Source organism: Salinigranum marinum (genome assembly GCF_024228675.1).
GTDB lineage: Archaea > Halobacteriota > Halobacteria > Halobacteriales > Haloferacaceae > Salinigranum > Salinigranum marinum.
Map to the genome: position 1 here is coordinate 1,770,252 of NZ_CP100461.1, position 23,025 is coordinate 1,793,276.

Consider the following 23,025-nt stretch of genomic DNA (forward strand, 5'->3'; position numbering starts at 1 on the left):
GAACGACCGGTGCCCGACACCAGGCGATACGCGACCCGGAGACCGCACCTTCTTACTGCACGGTCTCGGATGGGAGGACATGAGACCGGCTTCGCCGCGAACGCCCTCCGTCAGTCGCTCCCGATGACCAGCCTCAACCCGCGCGTCCGGCTCGTCTGGGCCGCCCGATCGGTCGTCAGCGCCGCGATTCTCGGCGTCGTCCTCGCGCTTGCCGCGCGGGTCGCCCCCTTCGTCCCCGAGTGGGTCTCGGTCGGGCTGGCGGGCGGCGTCCTCGTCGTCGGCGTCGTCCACGCGGTGCTCAGATACCGGTCGTGGCAGTACGAGGTGCGCGACGACGCCATCTACCTCGAACGAGGGGTGCTCACCCACGTTCGGACCGTGGTCCCGTTCGTCCGTATCCAGCACGTCGACTCCTCCCGCGGCCCGGTCGAACGGGCCGTCGGGCTGGGCCGCGTCGTCATCTACACGGCCGGATCACGGGGGGCGGACGTGACCGTCCCGGGGTTGACGCCGGCGAGCGCGGACGATCTGCGCGAACGGCTGAAGCGACTGGCGATCCGTGCGGAGGGCGACGACGCTGTATAGATGAAGCTCTCACCCCTTTCGGTCCCGTACCGCATCCTCGAACGCGGCGGGAGCCTCCTCGTCGCCGCGGTGTTCCTCGTCTTCTCCGGTGGGTCGTTCCTCGGCGGCGTGGCCGGGCCGCTGACACTCGTCGCGCTCCTCGGCGTCGGCGTGCTCGCGCTCGTCGCCTACCAGGTGGCGTACTACCAGCGGTACGAGTACGAACTCACGGCCGACACGTTCGACATCAGATCGGGCGTCTTCGCCCGCCGCGAGCGCGAGATTCCGTTACGAAGGATCCAGAACGTCGACATCTCGCGTAACGTCGTCCAGCGGGTGCTCGGCATTGCCCTCGTCGACCTCGAAACCGCGGGCGGGAGCGAGACGGAGGCCTCCCTCAGGTTCGTCTCGTTCGAGGAGGCCAAACGGCTCCAGCGCGAGGTCCCACGGATGAAACGCGGCGTCGACCCCGACGCCGACCGCGAGGCCGAACCCGAGCCCGCGACGGAGCTGTTCGCGCTCTCGGACCGCGAGCTCACCCTCGTCGGGCTGTTGTCGTTCGACGTCCGCGTCCCCGGCGTCCTCGCGCTGTTGCTCTCGGGGTCGGTGCCGGTCGTCTCCTCGTTCCTGCCGCGCGGCGGGGCGGTCGCGCTCGTCGGCTTCGTACTCCTCGTCGTGGCGGGCGTCGTGCTCTTCTCGTGGGCCGCGGGGGCGGTCGCCGCCGTCGTCAACTACTATGGCTTCCACCTTGTGCGCGCGGGGGACGAACTCCAGTACGAGCGCGGACTGCTCCAGCGGTACGACGGCTCGATCCCGCTGGAGAAGGTCCAGACGCTCACGGTCGAAGACACCCCCCTGAAGCGGTACTTCGGCTACGCGACGCTGCTCATCGAGACGGCGGGCTACGCGCCGGGGCAGTCCTCGGGCGGCGGTCGCGGCTCGGAGGCGGCGGTCCCGCTGGCGACGCGCGACCGCGTGTTCGAGCTCGCAAACGACATCGACGCGTTCGGCGAACCCGACCTGCGGCGCCCTCCGAGACGGGTCCGTCGCCGGTACGCCGTCCGGTATCTCATCGTCGTCGGCGTCCTCACGGGCGTGCTCTTCGGCGTCGACACCGCCCTCGCCGGCGCGTTCGGGCTCGGTGGGCTCCCGTTCCCGTGGTATCTACCGCTCGGCGTGCTCGTGGCGATCCCCCCCGCGGCTCATCTCAAGTGGACCCACCGGGGGTACTGGCTCGGCGAGAGCCACGTCGTCACACGCAACGGCGTGTTGAAGCGACAGACCAAGGTGGTCCCCTACGACCGGATCCAGACGGTGATCGACACTCGCACCCCGTTCCAGCGGCGATGGAGCCTCGCGACGGTGACGATCGACACGGCCGGGTCGCTCTCGATCACCGGGGGTGACGCCGCGGCCGTCGACGTCGACGACGCGGTCGCGGACGAACTCCGCGCCGAACTCGACGAACGGCTGCGGACCGCGCTCGCAGTCCGACGGGCCCGACGGGCACGGGAAACCGACGCGGTCGCGGCCGCCGGCGACGACCACGACGGACGCGAAGCCGAGACGGGCGGAGAGTGCGACGCCGATGGCGAAGCCGGAGCCGACACCGACGGCGACCGCCGGCCGGACGGTTCAAATCCAGAGGGCCAGCCCCGCTCGGAACAAGGGCCCGACGCGCCGCACGGAGCGGGCGACGACGGCTTCGTCTGGGGCACGCGCGACGAACCGGCGACCGACGGCTCGGACGGTGAATCGCCGGACGACGAGGGCGACACCGAAGGGTCGACGGACCCCGATTCCGCGGCCGGGACCGACCGCACGGACCCATTCGTCGGCGGGTCTGACGACGCGACTGGGGCGGAGACGCCACCCGACGAGAGCGAGGCCCGAGACGACGAACGGTGAGTCCGCCCGCGGAGCGGGAGCAGAGCTATACGAACGGGGCGTGAGAGCCCCACCGTGCGGGTGTACGAGACGACGACCGCGGACTGGGAGGCGCTCGACGCCGAGACGCGAGCGGCGCTCGCGTGGACCGGCACGGCCGCGCTCCTCGTGCTCGACGGCGTCCCCCCGGAGGAGATCGACCCGATCCGGGCGTACGCGCCCCACGAGGTCGACGTCGGTCGAGGCGGCGACCAGGAGCTCGTGTTGATCTACTCCGACGGACGGCCGTCGTCGTTTCCGCACGAGTCGGGCGTCACCGTCGCCAATCTCGACACCGTGGTCGAAGACGCCCTGCGCGACGAGGAGGCGGTGTTCCTCAGGCGGCTCCGTGACGACCCTGGTTTTCGGGAGGTACTGTCGCGACACCTCTCCGCCGAGACGCGCGTGTGGCTGGTCGAGGAGTACGGCGACGACCCCGACGCGGCGGGGTACGTGCAGGAACTGCTCGATACGACGTGAGCCGACTCGCCACGACCTGGGCGGGTCGCGATCCCGACGGGCGGATCTCGACGTTCGCTGACCGGTCCGCGACGGGCGACGCTCCCCCCGGTGAGCCGAACCGTCTCACGGAGGGAGTCACGTTCTCAGTCCCTTCGTCGCCGACGCCACGCGAGCGCACCGAACCCGGCGAGTGCGGCGAGCACCCCGAACCCCGGGGCGGACTCACGGCTCGTCCCCGCTCTGGTGCCGTCCTCGTTCGCGACGTCGGTTGCCCGCTCGGCGGTGGGTGTCCCCACCGAGGTGGAGCTCGTCGTGGGCTCTGACGATCCGGACCCCGTCGAACCGGAGGCGGCCCTGGTCCCGGACGATCCGGGACCCGCCGATTCGGTCCGGCCCCCTCCCGACCTCTCCGTCGGCGTCGGCGTCGAAGTCGGCGACAGGACGCTCTCTTCGATCTCCCGGAGACGCTGTTCGAGGTCGTCCATCGCTCCTTGCGGTCCCTTTCGCCGTCGGAGTGCGGCGTTCACCTCGGTCGCGATCGCGTCCGACTGTGGTGGCCAGACGCGTGTCACTGGACGTGGAACCAGGTTCTCCAGGGCAGTCTGGAGCGTATCGGCGTATCTGCCGAGGGGATCCGCCTCCCGGAACTCGTCCCGTGTGAGATCGTCCGGCACCGGAGAGACCAGCCCGTACGATTCGAACAGATGGTGTCGTACCTGCGGCGTGTGGAACGCCCGCAAGACCTCGACAGCGGCCTCTTGCTTGGCTGTCGGTGCGTTCGGGTTCACGGTCAGATGCCACCCCCCGAGTGCCGCGGGCATGCCGCCGATCTCCGGCCCGTACTTCGATTCGGCTCTACTGACCTCGTACGGAATCGGCATCACACCGAGGTCGTCACCGAGTCGGTCCTCCGCCCCGTTGGCGTCGATCGAGTACGTCCAGTTGCGGAGCGCGATCGCCTGTCCGTCGGTGAACGACCGGTGCGATTCGTCTTCGGTGTAGTCGACGACGGCCTCCGGCGAGATCGCCGCGTATCCGTCGAGCGCGGCGTCGTCCGACGGCCCGTACATGAACGTCCGCAGCATCCGAATCGCGTCGACGACGGGTTGCTCGTCGACCGTGATCGGCCGGTCCCCGACGGGTCCGAACAGGTTCTCGTACCCACCGAAGTAGGCCCCGCCCCACGACGACATGAAATCGACGAAGGTACAACACGCCAAGCCCTCGTACGCGGCCCCCTGCCAGAGGAACCCGTCCAGTCCGGACGCCGCCATCCCCGCCTCGACGACCGCCGAGAACTGTTGCCAGCTCATCGAGTCGTTCGACCACCGCCGGAACTCCGAGTCGGTGTATCCCGCCTGTCTGAGTACGTCCTTTCGGTACAGGATCGTCGGGAGGTCGATGATGAGCGGCAAGCCGTACAGGGTGTCGTCGTCGTCGGATGCTGTGGACACGATCGACGACAGGTACTCCTCTCGGATACGATCCGTCAGGCTCTCGGCGAGCAACGGGTCGAGTGGCTGTAACTGTTCGCGGTCGATGAACACCGATGGCCACGGGTTGTCCATCACCATGATCGTCGGCGACGTTCTCCCCTCGCTCAGCCACCGACCGTACGTCTCGAGTGCGTCTCCCGCGTACGCCTCGTCGTCGAACTCGACCCGGATACCGGGGGGGAGCCCTCCGCCGTCGGTGAGGGCGCTGTTCAGTTCGGCCTGCCGATCCGTGAGCCACGGGGGAGCGGAGATCCGTACCGTCGTCTGGCTCTGCATCGCCGTCGCGCTTCGACGACGGCTCGCACGGGCGATAGCTCCGGTGGACGCGAAGCCGGCGACTACCGACGATACACCCACTCCTTTCAGAAACGTGCGGCGTGTCCGTCGTTCGTGCTCCAGTACCCGAGGTCGCTGTGTCATGTCATATCCGATCTCCCTTCGACAGTCCAGCAACCGCCACGTATCGCTGAACCGTGCCGATCGGAACTATCTCTCGAGACACATATTCGTTACTGCTGTCACGACCTCCGAGCGGTACGGGGGGTCGCCGCTCGTGGCTTTGTATCGACCGCGACAGGGGGTAGCGAGCGCCGTCGTCCGTGTGGGCCGAGAGTCGAGTCGGTTCGGTCACGGCCACGACACCGGTCGCTCGCCGGATGAGATCCGTATGAATGGCGGACAGCGGGATTGCCCGGCGTTCCGGCAGGGGTAGTCCCGGTTGCCTCCTCCACCCCGCAACCCGTCGAGCGGCGCACGTCCGGCGGTGGGCTGCTCACTTCCGTGCCTGACCCGATTCCACCGACAGACCGCGATCGTCCACCCCTGCGGGTGGGAACCGCGGACCGCTGCCCCCGACGGACGAGGCTTCTCCGTCGGCTCCCGGGGCCCGTGTCGGTCTGACCGGACGCCCCCGGGTTCGGTCCCCGCTGAAGACCTATTTCACGGGTGAGGAGCAGGGCCTAACTGCCCGACCTAGTCCACCCCTTTCTATCCTGGTGCCACATAAGGGCCTTTCGGCTTGGGTCTCGCGGGTGCTCCCAGAATCAGAGGACGGCGCGGGCGTACGCGCCCGCGCTCAGCGGGACGAGCGCCGAGACACCGAGGACGAGCCACCGGTGGTAACCCATCCACGCGGCGGGGAAACTGTAGACGAGTTCGGGATCGACGGCGAGCGCCCACGAGGCGGCGAGTCCGACCATCCCCAGGCCGAGCACGAGCGTGAGGCCCGCGGCGGTCACCGGATCGGTCCGGCCGCGGCGGCCCGCGAGGAAGACGACCACGGTGACGGGCGCGAGAAAGCCCGGTGCCGTCCCGCCGACCGGGCCGAACGCGTAGTAGATGCCGAGTTCGGTGCCGGGATCGGCGAGGAGCACGAACGGTGCGACGAGCGCGGCGACGCAGGCGACGCAGGCGGCACTCCCGGCGAGCGGCGCGACGTCTTCGACCTCCATACTCTGCCCGGGGACCTCGGCGGCCTTAATACGTCTGAAACGAGCCGCGCCGGCGACGCGGGTCGGTGAGTCCCTTCGGCCGGAGAGTGGAAAAAGGTAAGCGGGTTGGTACTCGTCGTCGGGTATGGAACGCGTTGCAATCATCGGCGCATCGATGACCCAGTTCGGGCAACGGGACGCCTGGCTCCAAGAACTCCTCGCGGAGGCGGGGATGGCCTGTCTGGACGACGCCGGCGTCTCCTCGGACGAGATCGACCACCTCTACCTCGCGAACATGGCGAGCGGCGAGTTCGAGGGGCAGACGGGGTCGATGAACTACCTGGCGCACGACCTGGCGGCGATGCCGTCGTACACCCAGCGGATCGACCAGACCTCTTCTTCCGGCGGTGCGGGCGTCTACGCCGCCTACCAGTCGATCGCGTCGGGCGCGAGCGAGATGACTCTCCTCGTCGGCGGCGAGAAGATGACCCACTGCTCGACCGCCGAGGCCACGGACGTCATCGCGTCGATCACCCACCGCGCGGAGTACAAACACGGGCTGACGCTCCCCTCCTTTGCGGGGCTCACCGCCCGGCTCTACCTCGACAAGTACGACGCGCCCAGGGAGTCGCTGGCGAAGGTCGCGGTGAAGAACCACAAGAACGGCGTCCACAACCCCCACGCGCAGTTCCAGAAGGAAGTCTCCCTCGAGACCGTGCTGGAGTCGCCGATCGTCGCCGACCCCTTGCGGCTGTACGACTTCTGTCCCATCACCGACGGCTCGGCGGCGCTGTTGTTCTGTCCCGAGTCGGTCGCCCAGGAGTACACCGACGACTATGCCGTCGTCGCGGGCGTCGGCGGCGCGACCGACACCCACGTCGTCCACGAGCGCGCGGACCCGACGACGATGCGCGGCGTCGTCGAGTCCTCGGAGATCGCCTACGAGATGGCCGACATGGGTCCCGACGACGTCGACGTCGCGGAACTGCACGACATGTTCACCATCCTCGAGTTCCTCCAGTCGGAGGACCTCGGCTTCTTCGAGAAGGGCGAGGGCTGGAAGGCGATCGAGGAGGGGGCGACGGAGTTGGACGGTGAGATCCCCGTCAACCCCTCGGGCGGCCTGAAGTCGAAGGGCCACCCGCTGGGCGCGTCGGGGGTCGCACAGGTGTACGAGATCTACAAACAGGTCATCGGCGACGCCGACACCCAGCAACTCGACGCGGACGTCGGCCTCGCGTGCAACGTCGGCGGCTTCGGCAACTGCGTCATCACCACGATCCTGGAGGGTCAGTAAATGTCCGATTCCGAGGAAAAACACGAGATGGAGGCGTACCGCTACTCCGACGGCAGCATCACCTACCCCGGTCACCCCGTGGGTCCGGACGGTTCCGAGCCCGAGGGGACGGTCGATCTGAGCGCGTACACGGCGACGGTCGTGACGTGGACGACGTCGACCGCGACGCCGCCGGGCGTCCGCCAGCCGAACACGATCGCGATCGTCGAGTTCGACGTCGACGGCGAGCCCGTGCGAGCGATCGGGCAGGTCGACGGCGAGGTCGACATCGGCGACGAGGTCGAAGCGGTGTACTGCGCGGAGCTCCGCGATCCCGACGCCGGCATCCGTCACCCCGACAGCCAGGAGTGGGACGGGTTCAGGTTCGAACCGGTCTGAGGCCGCGGTTCGTGCGGCGTCTCCGGGTCGGACCTGCGGTTCCAGCCGACCGAGTGAGGCGTCCCGTCGCTGACCGGGTCGGGAGCGCCGCGTGAACGCCGGCAGGGCTGACGGGAACGGAAGTCACGAGAACCGTCGATGACGCCGATGGAAAAACAGCGATCGATGGAAACGGGCTGGTGCGTCAGTCCTCGGCGGGAACGGTGACGGGGCGGGCGGGCGCGTTGGGCGTCTCCAGCGCGTCGAGACAGTCCTGCACGGTGTTCGTTTCGGCACCGCGCGTGTTCGGTGCGACCGCTTCGAGGCCGTCGTCGCCGTGGACCGCGAGACACATCACGGGGAGGATGAGTTCGCGTGCGACGCCGTCGACGAACGAGTCGCGTTCGCGGACGGTGAAGAACGGGTCGATGTCGACCCCCTCGGCGGCCGCCCACGACTCGAACTCGTGGTACTGCGCGACGGCGGGCGGCGTCTCACCGTCGGTCAACCTGACGCGACTGTTCCAGACACAGACGTCGTACCCCTCGATTAGGTCGGCGGCGTCCAGTTCGCGGAGTCTGTCGACGACGGCGTTCTGCTGGTCGTTGGCACCGAACATGTCCCCCCGGACGTAGAACGTGACCCGGGGTGGGTCGGCACTACTGATAGTGAAGCTCATTCTGGCATCCCCCTTCGTCTCCATTGATGACAACCAGAGTATGAAAAGGTTGTCCTGATTCCCCTTCGATGGGGCATACCTGTATAAGGATCATTAAATATTTGGTCGGGAGAAGGGCGGCACGGCCGGGCGCGGGTCCCGACGTCGGTTGCCGGGGAACCGGGTCGTCGCCGGGCCAGCGAGCGTCGGCGGCTCCGCTGGTTCAGGCTTCGGGCTCGGGCGCGGGGTCGATGAGCACGACGGCCTCGCCGTCGATCACGGCCGTCTCGTCGGCGTCCTCGACGACCGTGTCGAGGCGGTAGCGGTCGTCGCCGAGGTCTTCGACGATCTCGACGACGGCCGTGAGTTCCGAGCCGATGTCGACGGGTTTGAGGAACCGGAGGTCCTGCGAGAGGTAGACCGTCATGCCGGGCAGGCGCGCGAGCGCGGAGCTGATGAGCCCGGAGACGAGCGTGCCGTGGACGATCCGGCGGCCGAAACGGGTCTCGGCGGCGAACTCGTCGTCGAGGTGGAGCCGGTTGGTGTCGCCGCTGATGGCCGCGAAGGTCAGCACCTCCTCCTCTGTGATCTGCTTCGTGAACCGGACGACGTCGCCGACGCCGAGCGCCTCGTCGGAGTCGACGGTGCGTTCCATCGACCACGACTCGCGCGTGTACGCGACCGAGTCGATCTCGGGCTCGCGGAGCTCGGAGTCGCCGTTCCGGCCCGTCATCATCGCTCGGTTGGCCTCGGCCACGCTCGAGTACATGTGGACGAGGCTCTTCGAGAAGTGCTTCGACGACCGGAGCCACGCGGAGGTCATGCCGCGGACGGGAGCGGTCATATCCATCGAGCCGTGTTCCATGCTCCGTGCGAACGTCTGGAACATTCATAACAGTTGTGAATGTCGCGGGCGAGCCACGGCCGTTCTCCACGTGTCAAACCACTTGTTGCCATAGGATGGCATTGGATGGTTGCGATAGTAAAGCTTATCCACTCGTGGGGCATTGTTGAAATCGAGATGACAGACGACCCGGACGATGGGACACCGATGTGGTCCCCCGCCGCGTTCGCGAAGCAGATGCAGGAAGCGTCCCAGCAGGCCACCCAGGGCCAGCAGGAGCTGTTCAAACAGTTCATGAAGGCCGGAACGGGTGGGGTGGACGGCTTCTCGCAGTTGAACGCGATGAGTATGGGCAGCGCGATGTTCAAGACGCGCGTCCAGAGCGGCGGCCGCATCTCCATCCCCGACGCCGAGCGCGAGGCGCTCGACATCGAGGAGGGCGACATCGTCCAGGCGATCGTCATCCCCGTCAAACGAAACCGGTGATTACCATGTCCGCAAACCCCTTCAACACCATGTTCGAGATGCAGCGCACGTACATCGAAGCCAGCCAGTCCGCGTTCGAGAGCTCCCTCAAGCTCCAGAAGGTCGCCTCAGACGCGTTCCTCGGGAGCTTCGAGTCGACGAAGTCCCTGCAGAAGCGCGGCGTCGACCTGACGAAGCGTGCGTCGCACGCCAACCTCGACGCCGTCGAAGAGGCCCTGCCCGCTGACGTCGTCGGCGACCTCCGCGCGGCCATCGACGAGCAGTACGAGGCGCTCGACGAGGTTCACGACGACGCCTGGGAGTCGTTCGAGCAGTCCGCCGAGGACGCCGTCGACTCGTACGACGAACTGACCGAGGCGCAGGCCGAGATGGTCGACGAGCTGTACGAGACGCTCATCCAGGTCAACGCCGACGCCGCCGAGGTCGCCGACGAGGCCGCCGAAGTCGTCGAACAGTAAGCCGACGACTTTTCCCACTCGCCCCGATTATTCGAGAGTATACACCCACATGACCGATATGGCTGACATGACAGACGCAGACGCGATGGAGTCGTTCTTCGAACAGATGTCGCAGACGTACACGGACGCGATCAAACGAAACGTGGACGCCCAGGCCGCCTTCGCCGACTCCTGGATGGAGTCGATGGAGGAGGCCCTCTCCGAGGAACGGCTCGACGACGCCTCCGAGGGTGCGGTCCGCGCGTACGAGGCGTGGATGGACGCCGCGGAGGCGTCCTACGAGCGCGTCGGCGACGCGCTCGAAGGCGAAGACGTCGATCCCGAGGAGTTCCGCGACATCTGGCTCAACGCCGCGAACAAGGCGTTCAAGGAGTCGATGTCGACGACCGCGTTCGCCGCCGCGACCGGCCAGAACGTCGAGGACGTCCTCGATTTCCAAGAACAGCTGAACGAAGCCGCCGAGCAGACCCTCCACGGGATGGGCTTTGCGACAACGGGTGACGTCCGAGAGGTGGGTGAACGGCTCGTCGAGATCGAGCGTCGCCAGCACGCCATCGAGGAGAAACTCGACCGGCTCCTAGACGAATGAACCCCTTCACCGCACCGTTCGAGGCGCAGCGGAAGATGCTCGAATCGTGGACCGAGGCCGTCGAGACGGCCGACGCCGCCCCCGACGGGCTCGAACGAATGGCCTCGGTGGAAGTCGGGCAGACCCCGAGTGAGGTCGTCTACGAGGAGAACAAGCTCAAACTGCTCCGCTACGACGCCGAGGCGGCCGGCATCGACCCCGAGGAGACTCACGACGTGCCGATCCTCGTCGTCTACGCGCTCATCAACCGGCCGTACATCCTCGACCTCCAGCCCGACCGGTCGGTGGTTCGCCGCCTGCTCGAGGCGGGCTTCGACGTCTACCTCATCGACTGGGGCGAGCCGTCGATGCTCGACCAGTCGCTGACGCTCGACGACTACGTCAACCGCTACGTCGACAACTGCGTCGACGTCGTCGCCGACCGCGCTGGCGTCGACGCGATCAATCTCCTGGGCTACTGCATGGGCGGGACGATGAGCGTCATGTATGCCTCGCACCACCCCGAAAAAGTGCGGAACCTGGGCCTGATGGCCGCCGGCCTCTGCTTCGCCGGCACCGGCGGTATCCTCGAAGAGTGGGGCGACGAGGAGTACTACTCGCCGCGCGACGTCACCGGCGCGTTCGGTAACGTCCCCGCGGAGTTCCTCGACGTCGGCTTCGCGCTCATGGACCCCGTCAACAACTACGTCGCGAAGTACACCACGCTGTACGACAACCTCGACGACGAGGACTTCGTCCAGAACTTCGCCCGGATGGAGCGGTGGCTCTCCGACGGCATCGATCTCGCAGGCTCGACGTACGTCCAGTTCCTCGAGGACGTCTACCAAGAGAACAAACTGTACCGGAACGAACTCGAACTCGACGGGAAACACGTCGATCTGGGCGAGATCAACATGCCCGTCCTCCAGGTCATCGGCCAGTACGACCACCTCATCCCGCCGGAGGCGTCCCGCCCGTTCAACGATCAGGTGCCGAGCGGCGACACGACGATCATGGAGGAGTCGACCGGACACATCGGCCTGTCGGTGTCGGGCAAGTCCCACGCGAACCTCTGGCCGAACGTCGCCGAGTGGTTCGCCGAGCGCTCCGTGCTCGACGTGGACGACGCGGTCGACATCGAGATCGAGGCTCCGGACGACGAGCGCGCCGAGGAGGCCGCCGAGGCCGACACGGACGCCGGAGACGGTGCCGACGGAGGCGAGGAGGACGCTTTCGACGACACGGACCTCGACCAGGTCCGCGGCGTCGGCCCCGCGTACGCCGAGCGGTTGCGTGAGGCGGGCGTTGGAACCGTCTCCGAACTCGCCGCGGCCGACCCCGAGACGCTCGCCGACCGCGTCGACGTCGCCCCCTCGCGGATCGCCGACTGGGTCGACCACGCGGGCGAACTCACCTCCTGACCCCCCGACGAAGCGACCACCGGACTGACCAGCGGCGACCCGTCCGGCGCGCACCGCTGGACCCGCACTATTATACTCCGGTTCCGAGAGTCACGAACTGTGAGCGACTGGCACGGTCCGAGCGCGGACCGGGCGCGTGCTCACTCCGACTATGAAACTCGAAGACAGAACCTGTGTCATCACGGGCGCATCGAGGGGGATCGGCCGCGGGATCGCCGAGGAGATGGCGGGCGAGGGGGCAAACGTCGTCGTCAACTATCGATCCTCGGCCGACGAAGCACGGGACGTCGTCGACACCATCCGCGACGCCGGCGGCGACGCCATCGCGGCGCAAGCCGACGTCACGGACTACGAGGCCGTCGGAGCGATGCGTGAGGAGGTCGTCGACGCCTTCGGGCCGGCGGATATCCTCATCAACAACGCCGGCATCACGAAGGACACGTCGTTCGCGCGCATGAGTCCCGAGGAGTGGAAGACGGTCATCGACGTCAACCTCAACGGGACGTTCAACGCGACCAAGGTGTTCTTCGACGACATCAAGCAGTCGGACCAGGGGCGGCTCATCAACATCTCCTCCATCGTCGGCAAGCAGGGGAACTTCGGCCAGGCGAACTACGCGACCGCGAAGTCGGGCATCTTCGGGTTCACACGCACGATCGCCCTCGAACTCGCCCCGTCGGGGTCGACCTCCAACTCGGTCGCACCGGGCTTTACCCGCACGGATATGCTCGCGGACGTCCGTGAGGACATCCAAGAGCGTATCCTCGAAGAGATCCCGATGGGGCGCTTCGCCGAGGTTGAGGACGTCTCGCACATCGTCAAGTTCCTCGCCAGCGAGGAGGCCTCCTACATCACCGGCGAGGTCATCGACGTCAACGGAGCGATGGACCTCTGACGGACGGGACACGTCACTGTGTACCGAACGACCAAGGACGTATAATCACATACCCACAATATTAGCAATATAGGTTAGTGTCCAAGGTAAGCTTAAGTACGATCAGGTCAATCCGTTGAATAGACATGAGCCAACAACTCCTCACCCGCACTGACGGGGAGACGACCACCCTGCCGAGCGAACTCGAATCCACGTCCTCGAAACTCGTCTACCTCTATCTCCGGACCACGGGCGAGTGCACCGTCGAAGACCTGCAGGCGTCGTTGGACATGAAGAAGATCTCGCTGTACCCGCTCCTGAAGAGCCTCTCGAAGAAGGGCCTCGTCGACTGCGAAGGCGAGACGTACTCCCTGGCCTGAACCGTCGGGTCACACCTCGTTTTCGGTTCCGTTCTCGCCGTCGCCCTCGTCGTCGGCCTCGGCGCCGTCGACCGCCGTCGACTCGCCGTGTACCTCGTCCCGTATCGACTCAAGCTCTGCGTCCACGTCGATCTCGACGCCCGCGTCGTCGCCGGCTTCGTCGTCAGAATGGTCATCGGTCTGTCGGTCGTCCGTTCGACCGGCGTCGGTCTCGTCGTCGACCGGAATGACCACGCTTTCGCGGTCGTCCCGTCGTCCCGTTCGCGAGCGTCGCGACGCCGACTCCGCGCGCGAGGCGTCCGCGTCCCCGCGCGCCTCGGCGAGGAGCGACTCGATCTCGGCGGTGAGCCCCCGCGCGTCGCCGAGCACGTCACGGGCGACCGGGTCGGCGGGCTCTTCGGTGCCCGTGAGCGCCCGCCGGAGGTCCTCGACCGCCCGTTCGGCCCCCTGGACCACGCGTCCGTCGACGCCGTCGAACCGGTCGCCGCCGCGTCGGTCGGTGGGGAACCCGCGTTCGGGGTCGACCAGTCGGAGGACGCCACGCAGCAGTTCGAGCGACTGGATCGTCGTTTCGAGGATCGCAATGACCGTCGGAATGGTGTACTCCTCGGTGAACCGGACGACGTCGCTCCCGCGGGGCGGGTCGCGCGACCGCGGCCGTCGGCGGTCCGTTCGGGCGTCGGTGTCGATCGTGCGCTCGAGTTCGTCGAGCGTCGTGCGGAGGTCACCGAGAAGGGCGGCGAGGTCGTCAGGGTCGCGGTCGCGGCTCATACGTTCGGTTGGGGCGGCGAGGTGAAAAGCCTGAACCCTCTGCACCTCGCCAGCGTCGTTTCCGCGGGCGGTCACCGACTCGCGCGCCGGTACTGCGGGGGCCACGCCGCGTCGTTCCCGAGATCGCGGGCGGCGTGGTGGGCGAAGTAGGGGTCGCGGAGGTGCTCGCGGCCGAGGAGCACGACGTCGGCCCGCTCGTTCCGGACGAGCGCGTCCGCGTGGCGCGGGTTCGTGATGGCACCGACGGCCGCGACGGGCACGTCAGCATCGGTCCGAACGCGCTCGGCCAGCGGGACCTGGTAGCCCGGACCCGTGTCGGGCAGTCGCTGGTCGGGGTGGATCCCCCCACTGCTCACGTCGACGAGGTCGACGCCGAGGTCCTGCAACCGCGCCGCGAGGCGGACCGTGTCGTCGACCGTCCACGACGGTCGGTCGGGGAGCCAGTCGGTCGCAGAGACGCGCACGAAGAGGGGTCGGTCGTCGGGCCACACCTCGCGGACCGCCGCCGTGACTTCCCGCACCAGGCGGCTGCGTCCCTCGAAGTCGCCGCCGTAGGCGTCGTCGCGACGGTTCGTGACCGGCGAGAGGAACTGGTGGAGCAAGTAGCCGTGGGCGGCGTGAACTTCGGCGACGAGGAAGCCGGCCTCGAGCGCGCGTTCGGCGGCCGCGGCGAAGTCGTCGACGACGCCGTCGATCGCAGCCCTGGAGAGCGCACGAACGGGCGCGAAGTCGCCGTCGTCGTACGGCCACGGCGTCTCGCTGGGAGCGACGATCTCCCACCCGCCCTCGTCGACGGAGACCGGCGTGGACCCCTCCCAGGGGCGGCGTTTGCTGGCCTTCCGCCCCGCGTGTGCCAGTTGGATCCCCGGGACTGATCCCTGGTCGCGGACGAACGAGACGATCCGTGCCAGCGCGTCGGCCTGTTCGTCGGTCCAGATGCCGAGGTCCTCCGGCGAGATGCGTCCCGCGGCGGAGACAGCCGTCGCCTCGGTCATCACGAGCCCCGCCCCGCCGACGGCACGGCTCCCGAGGTGGACGAGGTGCCAGTCCGTCGCCACGCCGTCGACGGCGGAGTACTGACACATCGGTGAAACGCCGATCCGGTTCGGAACCGTCGTCTCCCGCAGGCCGAGCGAGGAGAACAGCGAGTGAGTCATCACCCACCCTTCTCCTCGGGTGCGTTACCGTTGTCGATCGCGGCGACCGATTTAGGCTGGCCAAAAAGTTATGTGCCGCAAGCGCTCACACGGCTGTATGAACGGACCGGACGGAACTCGGAGCCGGAGGGTGTCGGCGGTGGAGTCTTCACCTGGGCGACTGGTGTTCACCGAAGAAGGCAACAGGGACGGGTGGATCGCGAGCGATACGACCGTCTCGCTCGACGCGTCGCGGTGAGTCGGTGACGGTACGCCGGCGGATCAGTGCGTCGTCTCTTCGAGGACCAGCGAGTCGTCCTCGAGGTAGTGCTCGATGTGGTGGGCCGCCTCCTCGACCTCGATCAGGTTCTCCCGGAGCATGTGCGCGGTCGCGTGGTCACCGAGGTTCTGTGCGAGGTCGACGTGGTCCCGGAGCGTCTCGATGATGTCGCCGTACATCGCCATGTCGTTCTCCAGGGAGGTCCGGATGTCGTACACGTCGCCGCCCTCGGGGTCGACGGGCGCACGCTCTTCGAGGCGCTTGCCGCCCGTGACCGGAACGCCGCCGAGCGCCTGCGCCCGCTCTGCGAGTTCGTCGGCGAACTCCTCGGCCTCCTCGGCGGCCTCGCCCAAGAAGAGGTGGAGGTCGCGGAACTCCGCCCCCTCGACGACCCAGTGATGCTTCTTCAGCTGGTGGTAGAGGACGTACGTCGCCGCGAGGTCGGTGTTGAGCGCGTCGACGAGCTGTTCGGCGCGGTCGGCGTCGATACGGAGTGCCTCGCTTCCCTCAACGGTGTCCGCGCGCTGTCGGACGGTCTCCTGTGTGCTCATTACGTCTCTTCGTTGGGCCAGAACGCACTTTATGCTTGTGTTTTAGAAAAATTTGTTTTCGAGTGTGGAAACTAATCGTCTCGGAACCGTCGTGTCGGCGGACCGGTTGGGACACACGGTGCCGGGGACAGACAGATGTGCTCTGCTGACGTAGAGGAGACGCTGGTCGGTCGTGACCAGCGCGGTGACCGCGATCACCGCGGGTTACGTCATGGGGTTCCCGCAGGGTAGGGCCGCGGTCGCCACCTCCGATCACGGTCCGAGCGCGTCGTCCTCGCACTCAATGGATAGCCACGTTACAGAAATCGGGGGCGCGAGTACGTCCGTCGGGGTGTCATCCGATCCCCCCGCTATCCCCTCCTCCCGAGGCTCGGATGACGCCCCTCCCGTCTGGAGCCGTCCCCGAGCGCACCGTGGGCTTCGCTCGCGGGATCGGCCGTCCGTCGATTGCGAATCGAGTTCGAACCGGAGGGCGCACACGTCGCGGCGAGCCGATGAGCGTGGACGCGAGTGCCGACAGTCCGCGGCGATATAATCAGTTAGCCACAACAGTGAACCTAGACAGCGATCCACCCTCACTGGGGGCACTCAACAACCACCCACTCCCGACTGCCCCCCTCGAGTGAGCGTACCGCGTCCGGTCGAGCCGCGCCACTGTTCTCCCGGGCGATCGACCCTGTCCGAACCCGGCGTCACCGAGACCGAGATGGAAACGCTCTTTTCACCGACGGACGCAGTTCCGACGTATGAGCGACGGGGACGACGCTGACGACGCGAACGAGGCGGACGAGGAGCCCACCGCGGAGAGCCTCGAAGACCGCCTGACCGCCGTCGAGGAAGAACTGGACGCCGCGGAGTCCGAGGACGACCTCGACGCGGTCGAAGCGACTCTCGACGGGATCGCGGCCGACATCGAGGCCGCGGACCTCCCGGAACCCGACGAGGACGACGAGGACGCGGACGATCCGCGCGCGGACCTCGAGGCGGCGGTCGAAGAGCTTCGGACGACGCTCGACGACCAGCGCGGACCGTACGGCGAGGACATCGTCGCGGCGATCGACGACGCGAAGTCGACGATCGAGGACACCCGGTGGACCGAGCAGGGCGAGACCGAGATCGCCGACGCGGTCACCGAGTTCGTCGGGTCCGCCTCGGACACCCTCGCTGGCGACGTGTCCGCCCCCGACGGCGACGACCAGGAGGCGCTGCTGTCGGCGCTCGATGGGGTCGCCGACGCGGTCGACGCCGCCGGCTTCGGCGCCGACGAGGACGCCGAGGCGATCGCCGCGTTGCTGGAGGCGACCGACGCGCTCTCGGCCGGACTCGACGACGCCCAGGAGTGGGACGACCTCCTCGTCCACGAACAGCTCGAAGCCCAGGGCTTCTACGACTGTCTCGGGCACTACAAGGACTACCCGCCCGAGTGGTCGGCGCTCAAAGAGTGGGAGAAGCGCGGCAACGTCGAGATGATCCTGCTCGGACTGGAGACGTTCGACTCGGGGTTCATGGAGGAGCACTGTCTCGAAGCGATCACGCGGATGGGTGACCCCGGGGCGTTCGACGAGATGCACGCCCGGGCCCAAAAGCGCGGGAAGCCCGCGATCACGGCGCTCGGGAAGATGGGCGCGGGTGCCGAAGGCGCCGTCGAGACCCTCCTCGACTACGTCGACGCCGACTCGGACGCACAGCTCCAGAAGGTGACGTTCAAGGCGCTGGGCGAGATCGGCTCCGAGGAGGCGACCCAGCCCCTCGCGGACAAGCTCGTCATGGAGAACGACAAGGTCCGGCCGTACGCCGCCCGCGCGCTCGGCCTTATCGGCGACACCCGCGCGGTGAAGCCCCTGACCGAGACGCTCGCCGACGACGACAGCGACAAGGTCCGCGCGGCCGCCGCGTGGGCGCTCCGGCAGATCGGCACCGAGTCGGCGCTGGAAGCGGCCGCCGAGTACACCGACGACCGCGTCTTCACCGTCCAGCACGAGGCCGAACTCGCGCGTGAGACGCTCGACGCCGCCGGCACCGACGCGGCCGCGACCACCGCCTGACGCGTCCGGGCTCGGGGTTCTCCCCGCTCACCGTTCTGTCTCCGTCTCCGGTCCCCGTTCTCTCCCTAGTACACCCCATCTCCGTCTTGCTCCGTACCCATCCGAGAGTTCATACCGGAACACGCGGCCAGCGTGTGGCGTGTCCCGTACCCGCCCCAGGCTCGTCGCCGTCGCGCTCGTCGCCGTCGTCGGCACGGTCCCGGCCGCGACGGCGACCACCGACACCCCCCGGCTCGAGGTCGTCTACCCGAACCCGCTCGCCGACGGCGACGCGGGCGAGTTCGTCGTCGTCTCTGCATCCCACGAGACCACCGTCACGCTCTCGGACGGCGAGACGCGGGTCGAGGCGCACGTCCCCGGCGGGACAGTCGCCCTCTCGTCGGCACCGACCGCGACACGCGCGCTCACCGATCACCCCGTCGTCGGGATCGAGGGACTCGAACTGGCGAACGGTGGTGAGCGACTGGTCCTGTCCGTCGACGGGACGGTCGTCGACACCGTCGTCTACGAACGAGCGCCCGATGGGGAGCGACTCGTCCGCGACGCCGACGGTCGGCGGTGGCTGCCACTCGGCTACGAGCCGCGCCCGGTCGTCGAACGCGGTGCGGCCCAGGCGACGGCGTTCGTCCTCCCCGACACGCCCGGCGTGGCCCTCGAGACACTCCGGGCCGCCGACGACCGGATCCTCCTCGCGGGGTACACCTTCACCTCCGAGCGCATCACCGGGGCACTGGTCGACGCCGCCCGGCGTGGGGTCCGGGTTCGCGTCCTCGTGGACGACGCCCCCGTCGGCGGGCTCACCACCCGCGAGGCGCGGCGGCTCGACCGACTCGCCCGGGGCGGGGTAGAAGTCCGCGTTATCGGCGGCACCGGCGCGCGCTTCTCGTACCACCACCCCAAGTACGCCGTGGTCGACCACACGGCACTCGTCCTCACGGAGAACTGGAAGCCGTCGGGGACTGGCGGCCGCTCCAGTCGGGGGTGGGGCGTCAGGGTCGACTCGCCGGCGCTCGCCGACGACCTCGCGGAGCTGTTCGCTGCGGACATCGCTGGGCGGGACGTCACCTCGTGGACGCGTTTTCGGCGGGGACGGGGGTTCACCGAGAGCGAGCCGCTCTCGGACCGAACGTTCCCGACGCGTCACGACCCCGAGCGGCTCCGAACCGAGTCGATCCGACTGCTGACCGCGCCGGGCAACGCCGAGGACGCCGTCGTGGGCGTCGTCGACGGCTCCGAGGACCGCGTCGACGTGGTGCAGGTGTCGGTCGAGCGGGACCACCCGTTTCTCATCTCGGTGTTCGACGCCGCACGGCGGGGCGTCCAGGTGCGGATCCTGTTGTCGAGCGCGTGGTACGTCCGCGAGGAGAACGAAGCGACGGCCGAGTGGCTCAACCGCCGCGCCGCCGAGGAGAACCTCCCGCTGGAGGCGCGGCTCGCCCGCCCCGGGGACAGCTACGAGAAGATCCACGCCAAGGGGGTGATCGCCGACGACACGGTGCTGGTCGGAAGCCTCAATTGGAACCGCCATTCGAGTCGGGAGAACCGCGAGGTGGTCGTCGCGCTGGAGGATGAGGCGGCCGCGTACTACCGCGGGGTGTTCGAGGCGGACTGGCGCGGCGGCCAGGGGCTGGGTGGGGACGCCGGCGGACTCGTCCCGGTCGCGGCGGTTGGCGTCGTCGCGGGTGCGGTGCTCGCCTGGCGACGGTTGCGGTTCGAGGTGAGAGAGTAGGGTGTCGGACGTGGACCTGGTATCGATCGAGAGGCGGTGTCGGGGAGTGTGGTGCGGATGGCGCGTGGCGTCGCGCTCCGTCTGAGCGCGACCGCGCGAGAAGGACGGGCGACCGCACGAGCAGAGCGAGTGAGGGAACCGGCTGGGGAGGTCTTCGTGAGCGAGTGTCGCGAGCGAACGAACGGCTCGAAGCGGCTCCGCCGCTTCGGTGGCGTGGCCACATCGCGCTGGTGACTGGACTCGTTTCGCTCACTCCCGCGCATACTACGACGACACACGACCGATCAGCGTCGACGAGAGACAGAACAGCAGGACGTGTACCGACTAGTCGTCCAGCGCGGCCGTCGAGGAGAGGTCGTCGTCGATGGCGGCGTCGGCCATCTTCTCGACGAGCGAGTCGATCACGTCCTCGCGCATCCCCTTGACGAACTTGATCGAGCCGACGACGAGGTGCCCCCCGCCGGAGACGCCACCGCCGACCACTTCGTCGTTGAGTTCGGCGACCATCTGCGGGATGTCGAGCCGAACGCCGTCGGAGCGGAGAACGGCGAAGTCGGGGCCGTAGCCGATGGTAATGACGGGGTCGCCCGTCTCCTGCACCTTCCGGTCGTGGAGCTGGCCGGTCGTCTTCCCGGGTGCGGGGTAGGTGAAGCGGTGGGCGAAGCGGTCCAGGTCGATCCGGTACAGGTGCGCGTCGTTCGCGAGCCGTTCGTGTTCGACGTGCTGGTCGGCCGCCTCAAGCTGGCGGTCGACGTCGCGTTCGGCTCGTTCCGAAAGGAACGCGACCAGCTCCTCGTGGCGTGCGTCGTCGTCGCAGCCGACGTCGAGGACGTCGTTGACGAGCGACTGGCCGTCCGAGTAGCGGAGCCAGTGGGCGGCGTAGTCCAGCGCCTCGCCGATCGCTCCGAGGTCCTCCCGCGAGTACCCCTCGTCCTCGGCGAGCGCCACGTAGTCGGCCATCACCTCGGCCTTCGAGCGATCCGACAGGCCCGCGACGGCGGGGACGTGCCGGAGTTCCTCCGTGACCGATGGGTCGATCATCCGCGCCAGCTCGACGCACATCATCCCCGTAGTGATGCGGTAGTCCTCGCCGTGGAGGTACGGGTTGACGTGGGCGTCGAGCAACGGATCGACCGCCTCGGGGTCGGGGTGGTGGTGGTCGACGACCGCGATGGGGACGTCGTAGTGTGCGAGGTTCCGGTACGCCGGCACGTCCTCCTCGGTCGAGCCGTTGTCGAGCATGAGGAGGAGCGGAAGCTTCTGACCGTGCCGGGAGCGGCCTTCGAGCGCGAAGTTGAGGTCGCGCGTGACGTCCTCCATCTCGTAGAAGGGTGCCTTCGAGGGGAGCCGCTTGAACAGGTGCCGGGAGGCGTCGTCGTCGTCGTGGGTCCGCTCGATGAAACGCTCCAGCGCGAGTTGAACGGGCAGCGCCGCGCACATCCCGTCGCCGTCGGCGTGGTGGCGGACGCGGATCGGCCGGCCTTCGAGGACGGTCCGCCGGAGCAGGCGGGCGACGTCCTCCAGTTCGTCGTGGATCGACTCGAAGGCGGGCCAGTCGACGAACGGCTCGACCGCGTGCGGGGCCGCGCGCTCCGTCAACGCCGCCTCGATCCGCTCGCGGGCCGCGGTTTCGGCCTCGCCCGAGAGCCGGTCGAGGTCGTCGACCTCGATCTGTGCCCCACCGTCGTGCTCCTCGACGGTGCCGCTGATCCGCACCACGTCGTCGAGTTCCACCTCGGGGTGTGCGCGGACGCCGGCCTCGGCGAACGCGGCGCAGGCGACGATCCCTGACTGGTCGACGATCCGAAAGACGGTCGGTCCGGCGGTCTGCTTGATCTGTGCGACCTCACCCTCGATGGTGGCGTTCGCACCGGTTTCGAGGTCGGTGATCGTCGTGATCGTCGGTTCGTGGTCGACCGTCTCCGTTCGGTAGGAGTCGATGCCGGCGACTGAAAAGGAGATGTCGCCGTTGTCGCGGATCTCGTCGAGACGGACGACGAGGCGGTCGCCGACGCTGTACGAGCGGTCGAGGTTCGACTCGTGGATCAGCCCGGAGACGACGTCGGAGATGTCGACGAAGACGCCGTAGTCGACGACGCCGTTGACCACGGCGTGGTAGTAGCTTCCTTCGTCGACTTCGTCGACGGTACAGTTCGGAGCGAGATCGTAGACGGTCGGCCGCGAGTCCGAACTCGAACCCGCGTCCGCGCCGGAATCCCCGGCGTTTTCCACAGTCATACGTTGAGGTGACGGCCGCCCGGTGATAAGCGTTTCATGATCGTGTTCCCCCACGACGGCCGGAACCGACCGGCTGACCCGGGCTACCGGAACGCTTAGAAGGGGACGCACCCGAGGTGGCCGTATGCGCCTGTTCCGGTCGAGCGACGTGATCGGGATCGCCGCCGACACCCTCCGGTTCGCGCTCGAAGCCTCCCGCGAGACCCACCCCAACGAGTACATGGGCTTTCTCCGCGGCGAGGACGCGCGCGGCCTCGGGCTCGACCGCGACGGCACCGTCGTCACAGATATCCTCGTCATCCCCGGGACCGAGTCGAACCCCGTGAGCGCGACCGTCCAGACGGACATGATTCCCAACGACCGCCGCGCGGTCGGATCGGTCCACTCACACCCAAACGGCGTGCTCCGCCCGAGCGACGCCGACCTCGCGACGTTCACCCGCGGCGATGTCCACCTCATCATCGGCGCGCCGTACGAACCCGACGACTGGCGAGCGTTCGACAGCGACGGGGATCCCACGCGGTTGCCGGTGCTCGACGTCGACCTCCCCGATCCGGGCGAGTTCTTCGACTTCACCGAGGAGGACCTCCTGTGACCACGGACCCGGTTCGGGTGGTCGCACAGGGGACGTTCGACATTCTCCACCCCGGTCACCTCCACTACCTCCGGGAGGCGCGGGCGATGGGCGACGAACTCCACGTCATCGTCGCCCGCCGAGAGAACGTCACCCACAAGTCGCCGCCGCTGCTCGCGGACCGCCAGCGCCGCGACATGGTCGCCGCGCTGGACGTCGTCGACGTCGCCCGTCTCGGGCATCCCGACGACATCTTCGTCCCGATCCACGAGATCGACCCCGCGGTCATCGTGCTCGGCCACGACCAGCACCACGACGAGGAGGCGCTCCGGGCGGCGCTCGACGCGCGTGGCCTCGACTGTGAAGTGGCGCGGGCGTCGGCACGCGAGCCCGCTTACGACGAGGAATTCCTCTCGACGGGCGACATCATCGACCGGGTGCTCTCCGAGCGACGGTAGCGCGGACGAGCCGAAACCGGGC

24 protein-coding genes and 1 other RNA gene are annotated in these 23,025 nt (G+C 68.1%); 16 read left to right on the forward strand and 9 right to left on the reverse strand.

What is annotated here, in order from left to right; genetic code table 11:
* Positions 1–69 precede the first annotated feature (69 nt).
* The 3 genes from NKJ07_RS08660 to NKJ07_RS08670 are packed head-to-tail and all read left to right on the forward strand — an operon-like array spanning position 70 to position 2,970.
* Positions 70–585, forward strand: a complete 516-nt coding sequence (locus NKJ07_RS08660; RefSeq protein WP_425504738.1) for a PH domain-containing protein — start codon at positions 70–72, stop codon at positions 583–585.
* Positions 586–2,472 (forward strand): PH domain-containing protein, encoded by a 1,887-nt coding sequence (locus tag NKJ07_RS08665; protein ID WP_318570185.1) that lies wholly within the window; start codon positions 586–588, stop codon positions 2,470–2,472.
* A 54-nt stretch (positions 2,473–2,526) separates the two neighbouring features.
* Positions 2,527–2,970 carry a hypothetical protein gene (locus NKJ07_RS08670; protein ID WP_318570186.1) on the forward strand — a complete coding sequence of 148 codons (444 nt, stop codon included), beginning with the start codon at positions 2,527–2,529 and terminating at the stop codon, positions 2,968–2,970.
* A gap of 125 nt (positions 2,971–3,095) precedes the next feature.
* Here the strand turns inward: NKJ07_RS08670 and NKJ07_RS08675 are convergent, their stop codons facing one another.
* From NKJ07_RS08675 to NKJ07_RS08685, 3 genes are all read right to left on the reverse strand, one after another.
* Positions 3,096–4,724 carry an extracellular solute-binding protein gene (locus NKJ07_RS08675; RefSeq protein WP_318570187.1) on the reverse strand — a complete coding sequence of 543 codons (1,629 nt, stop codon included), beginning with the start codon at positions 4,722–4,724 and terminating at the stop codon, positions 3,096–3,098.
* A 396-nt stretch (positions 4,725–5,120) separates the two neighbouring features.
* Positions 5,121–5,431: signal recognition particle sRNA (ffs, locus tag NKJ07_RS08680), an RNA gene on the reverse strand.
* 60 nt (positions 5,432–5,491) lie between these two features.
* On the reverse strand, positions 5,492–5,899 hold the full coding sequence (locus tag NKJ07_RS08685) for a DUF7548 family protein (protein ID WP_318570188.1): 408 nt from the start codon (positions 5,897–5,899) through the stop codon (positions 5,492–5,494).
* A gap of 124 nt (positions 5,900–6,023) precedes the next feature.
* On the opposite strand from NKJ07_RS08685, the gene NKJ07_RS08690 reads away from it, so the two are divergent.
* Positions 6,024–7,175, forward strand: a complete 1,152-nt coding sequence (locus tag NKJ07_RS08690; RefSeq protein WP_318570189.1) for a thiolase family protein — start codon at positions 6,024–6,026, stop codon at positions 7,173–7,175.
* Positions 7,176–7,553 (forward strand): OB-fold domain-containing protein, encoded by a 378-nt coding sequence (locus NKJ07_RS08695; RefSeq protein WP_318570190.1) that lies wholly within the window; start codon positions 7,176–7,178, stop codon positions 7,551–7,553.
* Positions 7,554–7,737: 184 nt separating this feature from the next.
* Here NKJ07_RS08695 and NKJ07_RS08700 read toward each other — a convergent pair whose 3' ends face one another.
* Together NKJ07_RS08700 and NKJ07_RS08705 are read right to left on the reverse strand one after the other, a co-directional pair.
* On the reverse strand, positions 7,738–8,235 hold the full coding sequence (locus tag NKJ07_RS08700; RefSeq protein ID WP_318570191.1) for an HTH domain-containing protein: 498 nt from the start codon (positions 8,233–8,235) through the stop codon (positions 7,738–7,740).
* Positions 8,236–8,413: 178 nt separating this feature from the next.
* Positions 8,414–9,055: a MaoC family dehydratase gene (locus tag NKJ07_RS08705; protein WP_318570192.1), complete on the reverse strand. Its 642-nt coding sequence runs from the start codon at positions 9,053–9,055 to the stop codon at positions 8,414–8,416.
* 156 nt (positions 9,056–9,211) lie between these two features.
* Between NKJ07_RS08705 and NKJ07_RS08710 the strand changes: the two genes are divergently transcribed.
* From NKJ07_RS08710 to NKJ07_RS08735, 6 genes are all read left to right on the forward strand, one after another.
* Positions 9,212–9,520: an AbrB/MazE/SpoVT family DNA-binding domain-containing protein gene (locus NKJ07_RS08710; protein WP_318570193.1), complete on the forward strand. Its 309-nt coding sequence runs from the start codon at positions 9,212–9,214 to the stop codon at positions 9,518–9,520.
* Positions 9,521–9,525: 5 nt separating this feature from the next.
* Positions 9,526–9,978: a hypothetical protein gene (locus tag NKJ07_RS08715; RefSeq protein ID WP_318570194.1), complete on the forward strand. Its 453-nt coding sequence runs from the start codon at positions 9,526–9,528 to the stop codon at positions 9,976–9,978.
* A gap of 67 nt (positions 9,979–10,045) precedes the next feature.
* Entirely contained in the window at positions 10,046–10,567 is a 522-nt protein-coding gene (locus NKJ07_RS08720) for a poly(R)-hydroxyalkanoic acid synthase subunit (protein WP_318570195.1), read from the forward strand.
* Entirely contained in the window at positions 10,564–11,967 is a 1,404-nt protein-coding gene (phaC, locus tag NKJ07_RS08725) for a class III poly(R)-hydroxyalkanoic acid synthase subunit PhaC (RefSeq protein WP_318570196.1), read from the forward strand. Before NKJ07_RS08720 ends, phaC begins: the two co-directional genes overlap by 4 nt.
* Positions 11,968–12,118: 151 nt before the next feature.
* The gene (locus NKJ07_RS08730; protein ID WP_318570197.1) at positions 12,119–12,862 is read left to right on the forward strand and encodes a beta-ketoacyl-ACP reductase; all 744 of its coding nucleotides are present in this window, start codon (positions 12,119–12,121) and stop codon (positions 12,860–12,862) included.
* Positions 12,863–12,987: 125 nt separating this feature from the next.
* A complete protein-coding gene (locus NKJ07_RS08735) occupies positions 12,988–13,221 on the forward strand; it encodes a TrmB family transcriptional regulator (protein ID WP_318570198.1) in 234 nt (77 codons plus the stop codon).
* Positions 13,222–13,230: 9 nt separating this feature from the next.
* On the opposite strand, the gene NKJ07_RS08740 is transcribed toward NKJ07_RS08735, so the two are convergent.
* The gene (locus NKJ07_RS08740; RefSeq protein ID WP_318570199.1) at positions 13,231–13,992 is read right to left on the reverse strand and encodes a DUF7547 family protein; all 762 of its coding nucleotides are present in this window, start codon (positions 13,990–13,992) and stop codon (positions 13,231–13,233) included.
* Positions 13,993–14,063: 71 nt separating this feature from the next.
* On the reverse strand, positions 14,064–15,149 hold the full coding sequence (locus tag NKJ07_RS08745; RefSeq protein ID WP_318570200.1) for an NADH:flavin oxidoreductase/NADH oxidase: 1,086 nt from the start codon (positions 15,147–15,149) through the stop codon (positions 14,064–14,066).
* Positions 15,150–15,246: 97 nt separating this feature from the next.
* Between NKJ07_RS08745 and NKJ07_RS08750 the strand changes: the two genes are divergently transcribed.
* Positions 15,247–15,387 carry a hypothetical protein gene (locus NKJ07_RS08750; protein WP_318570201.1) on the forward strand — a complete coding sequence of 47 codons (141 nt, stop codon included), beginning with the start codon at positions 15,247–15,249 and terminating at the stop codon, positions 15,385–15,387.
* Between the two features lie 23 nt (positions 15,388–15,410).
* Here NKJ07_RS08750 and dpsA read toward each other — a convergent pair whose 3' ends face one another.
* Complete coding sequence (dpsA, locus tag NKJ07_RS08755) at positions 15,411–15,959, reverse strand: DNA starvation/stationary phase protection protein DpsA (RefSeq protein ID WP_318570202.1); 549 nt, start codon at positions 15,957–15,959, stop codon at positions 15,411–15,413.
* A gap of 746 nt (positions 15,960–16,705) precedes the next feature.
* On the opposite strand from dpsA, the gene NKJ07_RS08760 reads away from it, so the two are divergent.
* Positions 16,706–18,004 (forward strand): HEAT repeat domain-containing protein, encoded by a 1,299-nt coding sequence (locus NKJ07_RS08760; RefSeq protein WP_318570203.1) that lies wholly within the window; start codon positions 16,706–16,708, stop codon positions 18,002–18,004.
* 139 nt (positions 18,005–18,143) lie between these two features.
* Positions 18,144–19,733, forward strand: coding sequence for a phospholipase D-like domain-containing protein (locus tag NKJ07_RS08765; RefSeq protein WP_318570204.1), 1,590 nt, complete (start codon positions 18,144–18,146; stop codon positions 19,731–19,733).
* 324 nt (positions 19,734–20,057) lie between these two features.
* On the opposite strand, the gene han is transcribed toward NKJ07_RS08765, so the two are convergent.
* A complete protein-coding gene (gene han / locus NKJ07_RS08770) occupies positions 20,058–21,971 on the reverse strand; it encodes a Hef-associated nuclease (protein WP_318570205.1) in 1,914 nt (637 codons plus the stop codon).
* 124 nt (positions 21,972–22,095) lie between these two features.
* Here han and NKJ07_RS08775 point away from each other — a divergent pair, with 124 nt between their 5' ends.
* On the forward strand, positions 22,096–22,566 hold the full coding sequence (locus tag NKJ07_RS08775) for a Mov34/MPN/PAD-1 family protein (protein WP_318570206.1): 471 nt from the start codon (positions 22,096–22,098) through the stop codon (positions 22,564–22,566).
* Positions 22,563–23,003: an FAD synthase family protein gene (locus tag NKJ07_RS08780; RefSeq protein WP_318570207.1), complete on the forward strand. Its 441-nt coding sequence runs from the start codon at positions 22,563–22,565 to the stop codon at positions 23,001–23,003. Before NKJ07_RS08775 ends, NKJ07_RS08780 begins: the two co-directional genes overlap by 4 nt.
* The last annotated feature ends 22 nt before the right edge of the window (positions 23,004–23,025 follow it).